This is a genomic window from Microcoleus sp. SVA1B4 (assembly GCF_036700545.1).
Lineage (GTDB): Bacteria > Cyanobacteriota > Cyanobacteriia > Cyanobacteriales > Microcoleaceae > Microcoleus.
Window position 1 is genome coordinate 18,607 of the sequence record NZ_JAUBPB010000039.1, and the last position, 16,483, is coordinate 35,089.

Below are 16,483 nucleotides of genomic sequence, written 5' to 3' on the forward strand. Positions count from 1 at the left end.
CCCCTAAATCCCCCTTAATAAGGGGAGTAGGGGTTGACTTTGAAGAGTCCAGTTCCCCCTTATTAAGGGGAGTAGGGGGTGACGCAAGAACACTCTTGTCCCCCCCTTCTTAAGGGGGGCTAGGGGGGATCGGGCTTAACCCAAGCGTATTGAAATTGGTATTACCTACTTATCAAACTTTGAATTTGCCACCTTTTGCGGGGTCTGACCAATCGCAAGCAAAGCCTTGTGTTTCAGCAACAAATTGATTCCAAGGCACCGGCTTCACTGCTTCGGGTGTAGCAAAAGCGATGTTAAATAAACCGTCGTCTCTAACTTCGCCCAACCGCACAAATTTAGAAAGGTGATGGTTAACATCCATCGTTACTGTGCCCCCCGGCGCGTCAAAGGTTTGACCCAAAGCCGCTGCCCGTACTTTTTCCAAATCGTCGGCTGTCCCTGCTTTCTCGACAGCTTGCTTCCACAGGTAAACCATGATGTAAGCTGCTTCCATCGGGTCATTAGTGACTCTATCTTTGCCGTATTTTGCCTTGAAAGCTTCCACAAATTTTGTATTGGCAGGAGATTCCACAGTCATGAAGTAATTCCAGGCGGCGTAATGGCCTTTAAGATATTCTACGCCGATCGCCTTTACTTCTTCTTCTGCAATACTGACTGACATTGACGGATATTTGTCCGGGCCCAAACCTGCACCCTGCAACTGTTTGAAAAATGCTACGTTGCTGTCGCCGTTGAGGGAATTAAAAATGACGCCGCCGTCTGGCAAAGCTGCCTTAATTTTACTAATAATTGGCGTGACTTCTGTCCCACCCAAAGGAATGTAATCTTCCCCAACTAATTCGCCACCTTTGGCTGCTAGCTGGGCCTTGATAATTGTATTGGCAGTGCGGGGAAAAACGTAGTCAGACCCGACTAAGAAGAATTTTTTGCCTTTATTTTCTAGCAGCCAGTCCACTGCGGGTTCGATTTGTTGGTTCGGGGCTGCCCCAGTATAAAAGATATTTTTGGAACACTCTTGGCCCTCGTATTGTACGGGATACCAGAGCATATGATTTTTTTCTTCAAATACTGGCAATACTGCTTTGCGGCTAGCGGATGTCCAGCATCCGAAGACGGTGACAACTTTATCTTGGTCGATCAATTTTTTGGCTTTTTCGGCAAAAGTCGGCCAGTCTGAGTTGCCGTCTTCTATTACTGCTTCGATTTGTTTTCCGAGAACGCCACCAGCTTTATTGATTTCTTCGATCGCTAATTGTTCGGCATCGACAACGCTTTTTTCGCTGATGGACATCGTGCCGCTCAAGGAATGCAAAATTCCTACTTTGATCGTGTTTCCGCCCCCGGCTGCTGCTGGTGTAGTTCCTGTTGATGTGGGAGAAGCGGCTGGAGTTGCTGTTGGAGTTGGAGTTCTACAAGCTTTTAGAAATAAACTTGATGTTAGGGTAGCAGAACCGTATAAAAGGAATTTCCGCCGATCGAATCGCTTTGTCATTTTTTCTTGTTACTCTTGAACAGATGAGTCTGATGATTGAGAATAATAACACATAGCGACTTGATATTAAGACTCGCGTCAGCAGACTGTTGTATTTTTAGCTACAAAACTTATTGTTTTTGACAAAATGAATGTTTTGTGGGGATTGAGGGCAACTGCGGCAGAAACCGGGCTGATACCATTTTAGATTTTAGATTTTAGATTTTAGATTGACTGATGACATCAGGGTTGGGATCGCGGGCGTAGCGGATTTTTTTGGCAAACCTGGTTTAGACGCCCAAATACGTCTTTTCAGGAATTAGTGTGACATTAGAAACCCGGTTTCTTTACATAAATTATCTTATTGATGCTACCAGTTAGGCCGCAACCGGGTCGATCGCACTTGCATAGGCGAGTATCAAAGCAGGTGACGATCGCACTTCGCTTTAAGTACGATCGTCACCTGTAGAAATGCCCCTAATTTATGGAGAATAGCGGACTCGAACCGCTGGCCTCTGCGGTGCGATCGCAGCGCTCTACCAACTGAGCTAATTCCCCTGATTGAGTTTTAATTTAGCATTTTAGATGCGAGATTGCCGAATCTAAAAGGCTGACAGGTCTTGCTTGCTCTCACGTTCGCAGACCGTCACTTACACTAGCACGTAACTGCTAAAAAGGTCAAGTGTTTTCCGCAGCCGGCTCAGTGGGGGCGATCGAGCAAAATGCCGCCACTCTATCCAACTCTAAATCAGCAAAATAGTCCACCGTCCAATTAGCTTGGCGCTGGATCATGTGAAACGGGTAAGTGTGAGTCACACCCGCAACCTGAATCCCCGCTTTTTTCGCCGCTTCAATCCCAGCAAAAGTATCTTCTAGCGCCAAACACTCGATCGGTTGCAGGTTAAAGTCGGGATATTTCTGGTTGAGAAGTTCCACAGCCAATAGATAGCCGTCGGGTGCTGGTTTGCTCGCCGTCAAGTCGTCGCCTGCAACAATTAACTCAAAGTTTGCAGCCAAACCGGCCCGATCTAACACCAATTCTATATCCGATCGCATTGCCCCGCTAACTACGGCCATTTTCAGTCCGGCGGGCCGAATTTTATCAATAAATTCTGCCAAACCGGGATAAATCGGCAGTTTCTCCAAAGTATCTATTTGAGCTTTGTAAGCTTCGGCCTTGCGCTGCAGCAGTCGATCGAGATATGTTTCTGTTAGATATCGTCCCCGGCGCTTGAGTAGTTCGGTAATGCAAGCGCGATCGCTCCTTCCCAAACAAACTTCTCGAAACTCCCCACGTTTGAGCTGGAGATTTTCATCGAGCATCAATTGATCGATGATTTTCTCGTGAATTGGCTCGTCATTAACAATCACGCCATTAAAATCAAATAAAACTGCTTTTAGAGTCATTAGTCATTAGTCATTAGTCATTAGTCATTAGTCATTAATCATCAGTCATTAGCAAGTTAGTAGGGGCGGGTTTTACCAACCATCTCAACCTAAAACTAACCATCTATGAAACCCGCCCCCAAAGGGCGAAAAATACACCTCAACAATAAATCAAGCCGGAGCTGGAATGCCCGGTAAATCGCCATCAAAATCAGGAGTTCGATCGCCCCAATTCCACCCCCTCGCCACCTTGGCCTGTTCCAAATCTTCCCCCGGCAAAGGTTTCACGCCCTGCGTCACCTGATTCACCCACCAGTGTTCGTGAGTTTGCACCGCGGCGAATCCTGCAGCCCCCACCCAAGCATCGAGGCTGCCAGCCGCGTAAGACTTAATATAAGGCTCTTCAAAGATATCAGTCAGCCACTCTGTTTGCTGCAAAGTTTTTTGGTTTCCGTCCAAAATTGCCACTTGTCCCCCAACCTTGAGCAGTCGGAAGCTTTCTCGCAAAATTGCCCGCGATACAGCAGGTGGCGTCTCGTGAAACAGCAAGGAAGCTGCGACTAAATCGAAGCTAGCATCGCCAAAAGCAACCCTTTCGGCATTTCCGTGCAACCACTGGATATTTAAGCCGGCTTTTTGCGCTTTCATGTCGGCAACTACCAGCATATAAGGCGACAAATCCAGCCCGACTACTTCCGCTTCGGGAAAAGCCTGCTTGAGCATGAGCGTTGTCGAACCGGTGCCGCATCCCAAATCGATGATTCGGCGCGGTTTCACCCGCACAGCGTCAATTAAGCCTTGCCTGACGACTGTTTCGTGGGGAGGCAAAACATATTGCGTGATGGGATCGTAGGAAACGGCGGCACTGGGGTTGAGATAGCCGCGTTTAATGCCGTGAAAGTTTTGGCTGCTGTAATATTCGGGATAAACTAAGTCGGGTTGTCGGTAGCGATCGCCCGCTGTTTCCCAGTCGATACCTTCGTAGAGTCGTTTCAGCGCTTCTTCGTCGATCGCCAGTCGCATCAGGGGCGACAAAAAGCGCTCGAAAATTGTATCCTTGCCAACAGCCATAAAACACCTTTAACAAAAACTCTTCTAATTTTAGCCAACCGCCGTAAATTTAGCATTTATTAAAACTGTTTAGCCCCCTCTTCCCTCTTCCTTCTATCCCTTACCTCCGTTAAAACGTTACAAAATCTGCGGGCTTCCTTTCCCACTTCCTACTTGTACGAGTTTAAACAAGGCAACTGTAGACAAGCTATAAACTCTTATTTTATCAGTCCTTCCCAAATCTAAAATCTAAAATCTAAAATCTAAAATCTAAAATCGTTTTACTTTCCGTTACTAATAGGAATTTTAACCAAAAATTCCGTTCCTCCCCCCGGAGGTTTAGCAATTGTGATGCTACCACCATGTCCATCTACTACAATTTTGTAGCTAATTGCTAACCCCAAACCCGTGCCTTTACCCACATCTTTAGTAGTAAAAAATGGGTTAAAAATTTGGTCTTTAACGCTGTCGGGAATGCCGGGGCCGTTGTCGGCGATCGCCACTTTCAGAAATTTACCGCCATGTTCGCGAACTACGCCCGTGGAAATAGTAATAATTTTATCCAGGCGATCGAGCTCGTTCAAGGCATCGATCGCATTACTCAGCAAGTTCATAAACACCTGATTGAGCTGAGACGGATAGCACTCGACTGAAGGCACTTTTCCGTATTTCTTGACTATATAAATTCTATTTTTAATGCGGTTGGAGAGCAGCAGCAAGGTATTTTCTATACCTTCGTGAATATCCGCTAGCTTTTTGTCAGATTCATCCAGGCGAGAAAAGTTCCGCAAAGAAAGAACTATGCTGCGAATGCGTTCGCTTCCTATTTTCATAGAATTCAATATATGCGGCAAATCCTCCTCGATAAATTCTAACTCGATTTCTTCGCTAAATTCTGCGATTTCCTGGGGAACCTCTGGGAATGCTTCTTTGTATAAACTCACCAACTCTAATAAATCTTTAGTATATTTGCTGGTGTGAGGCAAATTAGCCGAAATAAAGTTAACGGGGTTGTTGATTTCGTGCGCTATTCCAGCCACCATTTGACCTAGGGATGACATCTTTTCGCTCTGCACTAAATGAGTTTGAGTTTTTTTCAGTTCATTTAAGGCACTATTAAGCAGTTTTACTTGGTCTTGGGTTTGACTGTAAAGGTGAGCTTGAGTAATTGCGATCGCCAATTGGTCTGCTACAGCTTTTAACAGTTGAATTTCCTCCCGACTCCAAAGCCAATGAGTAGCGTGGCTGCAAATTAAATAACCCTGCGGCTGGTTCTGAGTCTGGACAGGTACGGCTAAATAGCTATTAGCTTTAAGTTCCGGCGGTTGAGTTACACCCTCCGCCCAAGTGTCGCTCGAAAGAATAATTGGTTCGCCTTGACCACTCCGTACTAACACATTTTCGATAAAGTAAGACTCAAACTTTAGGGCTTGTGTCGGAGAATCAGATGGGCAATATTCCCACAGGATTTGTAACGTTTTTTCTTGCGGTTTGTACCAACCAAAAGCCGCCCGTTCTAGGTGCAGCAAACTTACTATTTCTTCGACTGTACTTTGCACAATCTTGTCTAATTCAAGAGAAGCGCGAATACGTCCAGCAATCCGGTTGAGCATGGCTTCTCGCTCCGCTTGAGCGCGATTGTTTTCGGAGGAGTAAATTAGCCAAATGGCTGCTAGCATTGCCGGGATGAGCAGTCCGGCGACTACGGATGTCAGCAAATTTAATGCTTGCAGTTGGGATTCAATATTTTCGCGGGGAATTACTAAAGCCATCGACCAGTTAACTTCCTTGAGGGGAGCATAGGCTACATACACCCATTTGTTATCTATTTTTACCAGTTCGATGTTCGTCTGGCGGTCGATCATCTGCCGCGCAATTGTGGAGAGAGCGGGGTCTTTTGACTGTAAAAAGCTTGGGGCCTCCTGGTCGATATTTCCGATTAAGTTATTGTTGGGATGAACAATTGGCACTCCTTGTGAATTGAGCGCAAAAGCATAACTTTCGGAACCGTACAGTAAGCTGTTAGCGACAGATGTTACTCGGTCTAATTTAATGCTGCCCGATAGGACTCCAATTACTTGATTGGGAGCGGGAGGTAAGGCCCAAATAGGAGCTGAAATAATAATCGTAGAAACTTTTGTACTGCGGCCGATCAGCGGGTCGGAAACGTTGAGCTGTCCGGCCATTGCTTTTTGAAAGTGTTGGCGGTCTTTGCTGTTCGCGCGGTTGCCTAGAGTATTGATAAATGAGCCGTCGGGTTGAATTAATGACAGGATGAAATACTCTTTTAACCGGTATATTTCTCCTTGCAACCGGGGTTCGACTAATTGCCAATTGAGAGTGCCAACCGTAGGATCGTAAGCAATGGTTTCTATTTCTGCTTTGCGGCTGCTTAGCCAGCGGTCGATTTCATCGGTGCCTTTTTCTAGTTTTAATAGTGCTATTTGCTTTAAATTGTCGAGAATTAGTCCGCGTACAAAAAAATAGCTGATGCAAGCTGTTGTGCTAATGGTTAAAGCGGTGGTACCCAGAATTAGCAGGGTCAGCAAATGGCGGCGCTGCCGTCTGTGTTGCCAAAGACTGTGCGCTTGCTGCCACTGCGATTGAGCAGAATTGCTGATGTTGTCCCAGATTTGGCGCAGCTTTTTTGTTTGGTGTGGCGGCGGCGCAGACACAGATCCGGCTTGATTTGCTGGGTTTTGCATCATCAAATGTTCTCTCCGAATCAAATTCATCAAACTGTATTGGTCATTCGGCAGAATTAATATCAGCCAAGTCGTGAAACCAGTTTCAGAAAATAATGCAACTGTAGACCGGTGCTGCCAACCCTGGTGGTCATCAGTCATTCCCAATCTAAAATCTAAAATCTAAAATCTAAAATGGTAAGACTTACATTCGGGATTGCAAACAATTTTTCTTATGGTTGGGCACTCGCCTTCTATTTTGGCATCAATTTTATATTTCGACGTTCGATTTACCTATTTGAGGTTTGTGCTTTACGATATCTTTAATATCTATCTCGTTTGTATAACAAAATAATTGTAAATAACACAGAGAAAATACGGAGTTTTTTAGATTTCTAATGTATTATAATGTATGAGCAAAACTCTCTTGACAATTTTACTGATTTGTGCTTTGGTTTCAAGGGGAAATTTTTTCGTCTAAAGCTTTTTTAGCCAAGCGGGTTGCATAAACGGTGAGGGCGATCGTTGCTACCAAACCAATGCCGTAAAGAGTCCACTCAGCAGCAGTGCGCGATCGCCCGCTAGATCCAAGTGCAGCCAAACTCCCAGCCAGGGAACCGATATAAACATACATGACTGTTCCGGGAATCATGCCGATCCAAGATGCCAAAAAATAATCTTTTAGAGATACCTGCGTGACTCCAAAAGCATAGTTAAGCAAATTAAACGGAAAAATGGGAGAAAGTCGCGTCAGCAGCACAATTTTCCATCCTTCAGAAGCAACTGCGGAGTCGATCGCCTTAAATTGTTGATTGCCCTCTATCTGTTTGGAAACCCAGTCGCGAGTTAAATACCGCCCTACCAAAAAAGCGCAAGTTGCGCCTAAAACTGAGCCGATGGAAACACAAACCGAACCGCCAACGACTCCAAACAAAACGCCCGAACCTAGAGTCAGCAAAGAACCGGGGATAAATAGAACGGTTGCGACAATGTAAATGAGAATAAAAGCTGCCGGGCCCCACGGGCCGAGACTCGCGATCGACTCCAAGGCATTTTTCAGAATTCCTTGAAAGTTAAAAAACCTAGTCGCTGCAATTAAAGCCACAGCTAAACCAATCCCTAAAATCAGTTTCCACCTATTTGATGGCGGCGGATTTTCATCGGGCGATCGCGAATCATTCATTACCTAAACTCTCCACTCATTCATTGCATACACCGTAAGGTCTATAGTTGCGCTTTAGCGCTAAAAAACTTTGTAATAAAGCGCAACTTTTCCCTTAAATTAAATCAAAGTACCGCCACAGCTAGAACCGCTACCCGCCGTACAGCCGTAACAATAAGCAGCCGTTTGCACATCTTGAATCACATCTAAACTGCCAGATGCAAGCAATTTAGCAGTATTTATCTTTTCCCCACTGCCAGTTTTCGCCGGCAGATTTTCCATTTGGTTAAAATCGCAGTCGTAGACATTGCCCAAATAGTCGATCGACAATTCGTTACGGCACATTAAATGTTCCAGAGTACCGGGATTAAAATTATCCTCCAAAAACCCCAGATAAGGCTTGTGAAGTTTCTTATGTTCCAAATGAAACTTAGTCCGTCCCACCGGCAAATTAGTAATCGCGAACAATTGATTAAAACAAATCCCAAAATCTTCGGCTAAATAAACCTTGTAATCTTCCTCTAACTTGCCTTGTTCCGGTGTTAGCGAAAACTTGTCTGTTGCCGGCACTTGTGGATTGTACACCAAATCCAGAATTAAATTTGGCTTTTTTCCGTATCCCAACTGATTTAGCTTTTGCAGCGCCCGAATCGAACTGTCAAAAACACCGTTGCCACGCATTTTGTCCACATTGTCAGCTTGGTAGCAGGGAAGCGACGCCACAATTCTGAGTTGGTTCTGGGCGCAATATTCAGGAATATCTTCAAAACCTTTTTCAAAGTAAATAGTCAAATTAGAACGAACAATTACCTCTTTACCTGCAGCCCTGGCAGCTTCCGCTAGCGGTTTAAAACCGTAAAGCATTTCGGGAGCACCGCCGGTGAGGTCAACAGTTTGAATTTGAGGAAAGCGGCGAATGATTTCAATTAATTGGTCGCAAATTTCCGGGGAAAGTTCTTCTGTTCGTGTCGGGCTAGCTTCTACGTGGCAGTGAGTGCAAGCGAGGTTGCAGCGTTTGCCGAGATTAATTTGTAAAACTGTAATCTGCTTTTTAGTTAAAGCTGAGTGAAGTTTGTTTTTGAAAGGCGTGACTGCGGTCTGAATCATGTGCTAAACTTTTTAGTCTCTGCTCGCAACGGATTTAGAGGCGTTCCGGCGGAACGCCTCTCATAATTTAGCACTAATTCTTTGGATGCGAAAGCGACAAATTTTAACTGTCGCTACAAAGTTAATTGAAACTCACATCTTGCACCATTCTTAGAAACAGGCTTTTCGGCCTGTTCCACAGGAGATTAATTTTCTTGTGGAACAGGCCGAAAAGCCTGTTCATAAAAGCCTTATTGACAATACTGCAACTCAGTTAAAGCTGACATCTTACACCATTCTCAATAACAGGCAAGATGCCTGTTCCACAAAAGAGGAATTTTGTTGTTGTGGAACAGGCCGAAAAGCCTGTTCAGAAAAGGCTTATTGACAATACTGCAAGAGCTGAGTTAAAACCGACAAGGCAAGAATTCTCATTTTGACAGTCATCTTACTTTAGAGAGTCCACTAATTTCTCAACTCGTGCTTTAATTTCATCTCGAACGCGGTGAAAAGTTTCGATGGGTTGTCCGTCGGGATCGTCGAGTTGCCAATCTTCAAACACTTCTCGCAATACCCACGCTTCGGGTAAATTCACGCCGCAGCCACAGAGAGAAATTACTGCATCGTAGTCTTCTGCATTGAATTCGTTTAATGGGTTGGATGTTTGATCGGTGATGTCAATGCCGATTTCTGACATGACTTGAATTGCTGTCGGATGAACTCTGCTTGATTCTAACCCGGAACTGGTGACTCCAATCTTGCCGGCGCCGATGGTTTTAGCAAATCCTTCTGCCATTTGCGATCTGCAGGAGTTTCTTTTGCACACAAACATTACTTTTTTCATGGTTTTTGTTGGTTGTTAGTTGTGAGTTGTTAGTTGTTAGTTAGATGTTTCAAGGGCGCGATTTGCTAGGGCGATCGCCTCTTTAGCTGCTTGTTCCTTGCGTTCGCTGTAGCGATCGGTCAAATATTCGGTTTGCTCCCGCAACAGCAAGGTAAACTTGTACAGTTCCTCCATTACGTCGATCGCGCGATCGCGATAAGGCGAATCCTTCATCGTCCCATCTTCATTAAATTCCTGATAAGCCTTAGCAACCGAAGACTGATTCGGAATCGTAAACATCCGCATCCAGCGGCCCAAAATTCTCAAAGTATTGACAGCATTAAAAGACTGCGAACCACCGCTGACTTGCATCACCGCCAAAGTTCGACCTTGAGTTGGTCTGACAGCCCCAATATTTAAAGGAATCCAGTCAATTTGATTTTTCATAATGCCAGTAATATTACCGTGCATTTCTGGACTAGACCACACTTGACCCTCCGACCACAGGCTCAATTCCCGCAACTCTTGAACCTTCGGATGCGTATCGGGAACGCTACCATAAATCGGCAATTCTAGAGGATTAAAAAACCTAAGTTCGGCACCGAAACCCTCAATAATTCGAGCAGATTCTTCCGCCAACAAGCGGCTGTAAGAACGCTCTCTTAAAGAGCCATATAAAAAAAGAATTCTGGGTTTATGAGTGAATTCGTTCATGAGATTCTAGCAATTGGAATTGGGAAGACAACGAGGGTCTCGCAGCGAGGCAGTTTCTGGTTTTCTGGGGAACCAAAATGCTGTTCGCTTGCAGATTTCTACTAACATTAACATCACTGGAACCTCAATTAAAACACCGACAACTGTAGCCAAGGCTGCACCTGAGTTTAAGCCAAAAAGCATCACAGCCGTAGCAATCGCTACCTCAAAATGATTGCTGGCCCCAATCAGGGCGGCCGGTGCTGAATCTTCGTAGCACAGGTTGAGTTTTAAAGCTGCTACATAAGAAATCAGGAAAATGAAGTTTGTCTGGATAAACAGAGGCACAGCAATTAAAAGAATGTGCAGAGGATTGTTAACAATCAACTCTCCTTTGAAGGCAAACAAAAGAATTAGCGTAATCAAAAGGGCCGCCGTAGCAACTGGACTCAGATATTGCATGAACTCTCGTTCAAACCATTCTCGCCCTTTATGTTTGAAAATCCAGAAACGGCTATACATTCCGGCCGCTAAGGGCAAACCGACATAAATGAATACAGACAATACTATTGTCTGCCAAGGAACAACTAAATCATTTGCTGCTAACAGCCATCTGCCTAATGGTGCATATAAAAACAGCATTGCTAGGGAATTAATGGCAACCATAACGAGGGTATGTCCTTGATTGCCGTAGGACAGATATCCCCACATTAAAACCATCGCAGTACAGGGGGCAATTCCTAATAATATTGTACCTGCAATGTAGGAACTAGCGATGGAGACTTCACTGCCACGAATTATTTCGGTGCCGGTAATGAGGGGGCGAAATAGCCAACCTAAGAAAAACTGAGAAAATGCTACCATTGTAAATGGTTTGATAACCCAGTTGACGACTAATGTTAAAATCACTGGTTTGGGCGTTCGCGCTGCATTAGCCGCCTGGGTAAAGTCTATTTTTACCATGATGGGATACATCATAAAAAATAGACAAATGGCAATAGGAATTGACACCTGGTAAAAGCTCAGAGCATCAAGGGTGACGGCGACGCTAGGGAATAATCTACCGAGAATAATACCGGCTAAAATGCAAAGAAATACCCAAAGGGTGAGGTATCTTTCAAAAAAACTGAGCTTGCTTCCTGCTTGGACAGGTGAGTTAGTTGCTTGAGGATGGTTCATTTAGTTAACTGGTAAGTGAAACTTTATGAGAAAAGATTAAAATTTTGCCTCTTTTCGTAATAACTCTCCAATGGTTAAGTCAAACCTAGCTTGACCCTCGAAGAAAGTCCCAACTTTGCCATTGTAGAAATTCTTGTAAATCAGTTGATAGCCTTCGCTTGGTAGGGGAATGTAACCGACCGACTGGACTAAACTTGGTGCTTTTTTCATGTAGAATTGCACAAACTCGCCCACCTCTGGTTTATTTTGGACAGCGGTGTAACTGACATAGATAAAAAGAGGTCTACCGAGGGGTTGATATTGAGCGTTTTCTACAGTTTGTATGCTGGGTAGAACTGGCCCTTTACCATTGTCTATTCCTAATGCTTTTAATTGATTTTGATTGGTTTCGTAATAGCTTAATCCAAAGTAACCCAAGGCATTTGGATCTTTGATAACTCCTTGGGCTAAAACATTATCATCTTCACTAGCTGTATAGTCGGTACGGCTGGATTTCGCAGTACCTACTGTTGCTTCTGTGAAGTAGTCAAATGTACCGGAATCTTTGCCTGCACCGTAAAGGGTTATAGGTTGATTTGGCCAATTAGGTCGAATCTGATTCCAGCGGGTAATTTTTCCTTGGGCGGCGGGTTCCCAAAGTTTTTTTAGTTCGGCTACTGTGATGTCTTTTGCCCAGCTATTGTTGGGATTGACTACTACTGTGAGCGCGTCAAAGGCGACTGGTAATTCGTAGTAGCGGATGCCTGCTTTGTTGCAGGCTTCCATTTCCCCTGCGCTGATGGGGCGCGAGGCGTTGCTGATGTCTGTTTCGCCAGCACAAAACTTTCTAAATCCTCCACCTGTACCGGAGAATTCAACAGTAATTGATGCTTTTTTGGGATTGGTATTTTGATATTCTTTGGCGATCGCATCCGTAATTGGATACACGGTGCTGGAACCGTCTATTTTAATGCTTTGCGATTCTGGCGACTGGACTTGTCCGCAGGAGCTGAGAAGCCCGATCGCACCTATGGTCAAAGCAATTATACTTAGTGCGGAAACCTTGGCCTTTTCTGCTCGGTTCATTGACCTCACCCAATGCCATAACTAAGGGGTACACTGGAATCATATCAATAAAATTTGATATGTCAAGTATGAGGGAAGACAAACAGGCAATCAACACATTAAGAAATGTTGATGGGTTAATCTGCGTCAGAACAGGGGCGTGCCGGCAGGATCTGGCTGAAGCGGCGGTATTCGGCGAGGTACTGTTCGAGGGCGACAAACTGAGCTAAATTGAGGCTGTAGTAAATCCAGCGGCCTTCTTGGCGGCTGCGGACTAAAGCTGCATCCTTCAAGGCTTTGAGGTGAAAAGAGAGTTTAGGCTGAGGGACAGAAAGCCGATCGCACAATTCGCAAACGCACAACTCCTGTTCTCGCAGCAACTCCAGAATCTGAATCCGCAGGGGGTCAGAAAGAGCGTGAAAGCCTGCGGAGACAAGTTTTTCCGAAATCTGTCGCTGTGAAATGCGATCGGGCGCAGCCGTAGAATTTTTAAGCATCAATTATTTAGAAAACATCCATACAAAACATTATAATTTCTCAAGCTTAATCCCAGAAAATCAGTGCATTCAGCATCGACAGATTCTTCGGAGTTGATTACTTGGGATTCTGTACCCTTGCCGGCACATCAGTGAGTCCGGCTTTCTGCATCAGCGAAATCACCCCTATAGATAGAATTCCCCCAATAATTGCCCCGACAACTACCAGGATGATAAAGACTTTTTGCAGAGTTTTTTTAGTTGCCGGGTGGTACTGTTTCGGCAATGCTTCACCTTGCTCGTCAACTTCTTGCTCCAAGGGGTCTAGCGGATTGGAGGGATTTGAGTTAAAGGGATTGGGCGCTTGATTCATGGCTGGCTTTGGTTAAAGGATATCAAGAACTATTTTAACTTGCGATTTGCCGTCGCAGCTTATATAATACATTCTGGTTTCACTCAAGACTCTATAAAATTTATCAAGATACCGAGAATTTTACCAACATTATTAATAAAATATTCGCTTGTGTCAATCTCGATCGCAATTCCTTCTAGTTTGAAAAATTTCCAAATACTCCCAGTTGTGATCACTCCATAAATTGTCTGAATGTCATTTTCTTGCCGCTGGTTAAATATTTGTGCTGCGATCGTTTCTGCCATGCACTGTCCTAAGCCGGATTGGATGTTGTCATTTTTGGCTTCAACCAAGGCGATAACTGGGGATTCAATGACTAGCTGTTCCGGCGATCGGCTAATTAGAAAATCGCAATAACCGCTCAAACCCCTAGCAGCGTCTACATTGAATTCTCGACCTGAAAATAAACTCATCCGTTGCGGCAGCAGTTTTTTAATCTCAACTAATATTGGCGCGACAATTAGCTCGGAGCGAGCTTTCTCGGAATTAATTTCTAGTGCTAAAGGCAGATTGAATTGCAAAGTTTCTTGCAAAAAACTGCTTGGTTCTATTTCGGGAATGTCAGCAAACAAGCCCATCTTGCTCGAAAAGGCGATGCCGAAAGTTGCCTTAATTTGTTCTATGCTAAATTGACTGTAGGGCATTTAACTCCCTCTCTCAAAACAATAATTTTTTCAAACATCGCAGCCGGGGCGGGTTGCTCTGATTTTACTACTTAAATTACAGATTTTAGTGAACCCGCCTCTACAAATTTTTACACTTCTGCTTTTGACAGGCGATCGAGAGAAATTGTTGCCGCCTCAGATACTTGAGAATTACTATCTTTTTCTAAGTATTTCAAAGCCGAAACGCTCTTAATACTCGGCAAATTGCCCAAAGCTTCAGCCAGCCTCTGGCGGATCAGCCAATCTTCCGACTGAGCAAAATTGAGGATGCGATCGATCGCCCCAATATCTTTAATTTCCCCCAAAGCCGAAATTGCCGCCTGCTGGATCACCACTTGATCGCTGTCGAGAGCTTTCAGCAGCACATCGCGAGCCCGGGGATCTTTGAGATTCCCCAGAGAAACAGCAGCGCTGAAGCGCACCAGCCATTGAGTATCTTCGTAAAAAGCGCGCACCAAAGCATCAAAAGCTCTGATATCTTCGAGATAGCCCAAAGCACCCGCAGCGTCAGCGCGAATGCCGTAATCCGGGTCTGTTTCTAGCAATTTGACTAGAATAGGATAGCACTCTGCTGTCGGTTTGACCCCAAGAGCAAACACAGCCATCGATCGTACTTGCAAACTTTCGTCGTTCAACACCTTTTTAATCAAAGGCACCGCCTCTGCGGCAGGCACATTCCGCAAGTTGGCCAAAGCCACCATGCGATCGGCGGAATTTTGGCTTTCTAACTTGGCTGCAATTTGCTCTAAGCTTAAAGTTGTCATTATGGATAAATCTTGTAGTAAAACTTTACATTCGGGTTATTTTGATTATAGGGGAGTCTCAGGGGAAAAGCAGGCCGTAAAAACCGCCCTGCGTATTTGAGATGAATGAGATTGCGGATTATTTCCATTAATCTGAAGCTCAGATTAATGGAAATAATCAATTAGAAAGTCTATTATTTAAGTCGCAAGCACAGGCGAGGTGTTACACTATATCGGATAATCCCTAGACTTTATTGTACAGTGCTTAACAAAGCAACAAAAAACTTTTCGTTTATCCCCCAAAAAAATTATGATTGTCGTTGAAAGGCATTACATAGATCGGCAGCATCAGTTTTTTAAACAGTTTGATGACTTATCTTTCCTGTCCAAAAATCTCTACAATCATGGTAACTATTACATGAGGCAACACTTTTTTAACTCTGGGTCAAAAGTTGGCGCTGCCAAGAGTCTAAAACAGTTATATGCCATCCTAAAACCCACAGCCGACTATAAATCCTTACCTGCTAAAATTAGCACTCAAGTTCTCAAACAACTTATTCACGACTGGGAGGACTGGAAAAAGTCAATCAAGGCTTATTACCGAGATATCCATCAATTTTCATCCCCCCCCCGAATTCCCAAATACAAACATAAAACCTGTGGACGTAACTTGTTAATTTATGATAACCAATCGATAGAACAAAGGGAAAAAAATAAAAATAATGGGCTACTTCATTTATCTCAAAGTGACATAATAATTGCTACAAAAGCCCAAGATGTCATAGAGGTAAGGATAGTTCCTGCCACAGCGACCTACGTTGTTGAGGTTGTTTATAAAAAGCCTGTAACGTTGGTGGATTTAAACCCTCAACTCATAGCAGGTAGAGATTTAGGGATTGATAACCTCGTCGCTTTAGCATCAAATAAGCCAACATTTACTCCAACTCTCTATGATGGAAAACATCTCAAATCAATCAATCAAGGTTTCAATAAGCGCCGAGCCTTTTTACAGTCAAAACTTGAGAAAGGGAAATATACCACACCTCAAATCCAGCAAATCATCTTTAAGCGAAACAAGCGAGTTGAAAACTATCTTCATCAAACCAGCAGTTTGATAGTCAAGCGGTTGGTGGACGCTCAAATCGGGCAGTTAGTTATTGGGAAAAATGTGGGGTGGAAACAAAATTTACAATTAGGAAAAAAAACGAATCAGACGTTTGTAGCAATTCCTCACGCCAAGCTCATAGAAATGATTACTTACAAAGCTGAGTTAGTGGGGATAAAGGTAACAGTTACAGAAGAATCTTATACAAGTAAGTGCCGCTTTTTGGATTTAGAGCCTGTCGGTAAGCAAGAGTCTTACCAGGGTAAGAGAGTTAAACGTGGGTTGTTTCGGTCGGGGAATGAAACGCTGATTAATGCTGATGTGAATGCAGCACTAAATATGATTAGAAAAGTAAACGGAAACTCACCCTTTGAGGAGTGCAGCAACCGTATAGAGGTGTTTGCAGTTTCACCTGTACGGGTTTCACCTGTACGAAAAGAGCCACAAAAAATCCGGTAATGTCAAGTATTGCCCGGTTTTTTGTGAACTGTTTCTGCCGTTCCC

At 44.2% G+C, this 16,483-nt stretch carries 15 protein-coding genes and 1 tRNA gene; 1 reads left to right on the plus strand and 15 read right to left on the minus strand.

Going from position 1 to position 16,483, the window contains the following annotated elements:
• Positions 1-172 precede the first annotated feature (172 nt).
• The 15 genes from urtA to QT987_RS18145 all read right to left on the minus strand — a co-directional run bounded on the left by urtA (position 173) and on the right by QT987_RS18145 (position 14,895).
• The gene (gene urtA, locus QT987_RS18075) at positions 173-1,492 is read right to left on the minus strand and encodes an urea ABC transporter substrate-binding protein (protein WP_333242447.1); all 1,320 of its coding nucleotides are present in this window, start codon (positions 1,490-1,492) and stop codon (positions 173-175) included.
• Positions 1,493-1,956: 464 nt separating this feature from the next.
• A tRNA-Ala gene (locus QT987_RS18080) sits at positions 1,957-2,029 on the minus strand.
• 120 nt (positions 2,030-2,149) lie between these two features.
• Positions 2,150-2,878, minus strand: a complete 729-nt coding sequence (locus QT987_RS18085) for an HAD family phosphatase (protein WP_333242449.1) — start codon at positions 2,876-2,878, stop codon at positions 2,150-2,152.
• Between the two features lie 150 nt (positions 2,879-3,028).
• Entirely contained in the window at positions 3,029-3,928 is a 900-nt protein-coding gene (locus QT987_RS18090; protein ID WP_333242452.1) for a class I SAM-dependent methyltransferase, read from the minus strand.
• 260 nt (positions 3,929-4,188) lie between these two features.
• Entirely contained in the window at positions 4,189-6,753 is a 2,565-nt protein-coding gene (locus QT987_RS18095) for an ATP-binding protein (RefSeq protein WP_333242455.1), read from the minus strand.
• A gap of 295 nt (positions 6,754-7,048) precedes the next feature.
• Positions 7,049-7,774 (minus strand): TVP38/TMEM64 family protein, encoded by a 726-nt coding sequence (locus QT987_RS18100; protein WP_333242459.1) that lies wholly within the window; start codon positions 7,772-7,774, stop codon positions 7,049-7,051.
• A gap of 99 nt (positions 7,775-7,873) precedes the next feature.
• Positions 7,874-8,860: an arsenosugar biosynthesis radical SAM (seleno)protein ArsS gene (arsS, locus tag QT987_RS18105; RefSeq protein ID WP_333242462.1), complete on the minus strand. Its 987-nt coding sequence runs from the start codon at positions 8,858-8,860 to the stop codon at positions 7,874-7,876.
• 427 nt (positions 8,861-9,287) lie between these two features.
• Entirely contained in the window at positions 9,288-9,683 is a 396-nt protein-coding gene (gene arsC, locus QT987_RS18110) for an arsenate reductase, glutathione/glutaredoxin type (protein ID WP_333145636.1), read from the minus strand.
• A gap of 36 nt (positions 9,684-9,719) precedes the next feature.
• Positions 9,720-10,376 carry an arsenical resistance protein ArsH gene (arsH, locus tag QT987_RS18115; RefSeq protein WP_333242465.1) on the minus strand — a complete coding sequence of 219 codons (657 nt, stop codon included), beginning with the start codon at positions 10,374-10,376 and terminating at the stop codon, positions 9,720-9,722.
• A gap of 6 nt (positions 10,377-10,382) precedes the next feature.
• A complete protein-coding gene (gene arsB, locus QT987_RS18120; protein WP_333242468.1) occupies positions 10,383-11,534 on the minus strand; it encodes an ACR3 family arsenite efflux transporter in 1,152 nt (383 codons plus the stop codon).
• Between the two features lie 36 nt (positions 11,535-11,570).
• A complete protein-coding gene (locus QT987_RS18125) occupies positions 11,571-12,599 on the minus strand; it encodes a PstS family phosphate ABC transporter substrate-binding protein (protein ID WP_333242471.1) in 1,029 nt (342 codons plus the stop codon).
• A gap of 116 nt (positions 12,600-12,715) precedes the next feature.
• Complete coding sequence (locus tag QT987_RS18130; RefSeq protein ID WP_242721630.1) at positions 12,716-13,075, minus strand: ArsR/SmtB family transcription factor; 360 nt, start codon at positions 13,073-13,075, stop codon at positions 12,716-12,718.
• 97 nt (positions 13,076-13,172) lie between these two features.
• Complete coding sequence (locus tag QT987_RS18135) at positions 13,173-13,427, minus strand: hypothetical protein (protein WP_333075830.1); 255 nt, start codon at positions 13,425-13,427, stop codon at positions 13,173-13,175.
• An 83-nt stretch (positions 13,428-13,510) separates the two neighbouring features.
• Positions 13,511-14,110 carry a hypothetical protein gene (locus tag QT987_RS18140; RefSeq protein ID WP_333242474.1) on the minus strand — a complete coding sequence of 200 codons (600 nt, stop codon included), beginning with the start codon at positions 14,108-14,110 and terminating at the stop codon, positions 13,511-13,513.
• 110 nt (positions 14,111-14,220) lie between these two features.
• Positions 14,221-14,895 (minus strand): HEAT repeat domain-containing protein, encoded by a 675-nt coding sequence (locus QT987_RS18145; RefSeq protein ID WP_333242477.1) that lies wholly within the window; start codon positions 14,893-14,895, stop codon positions 14,221-14,223.
• A 289-nt stretch (positions 14,896-15,184) separates the two neighbouring features.
• On the opposite strand from QT987_RS18145, the gene QT987_RS18150 reads away from it, so the two are divergent.
• Positions 15,185-16,438, plus strand: a complete 1,254-nt coding sequence (locus QT987_RS18150) for a transposase (RefSeq protein WP_333242480.1) — start codon at positions 15,185-15,187, stop codon at positions 16,436-16,438.
• The last annotated feature ends 45 nt before the right edge of the window (positions 16,439-16,483 follow it).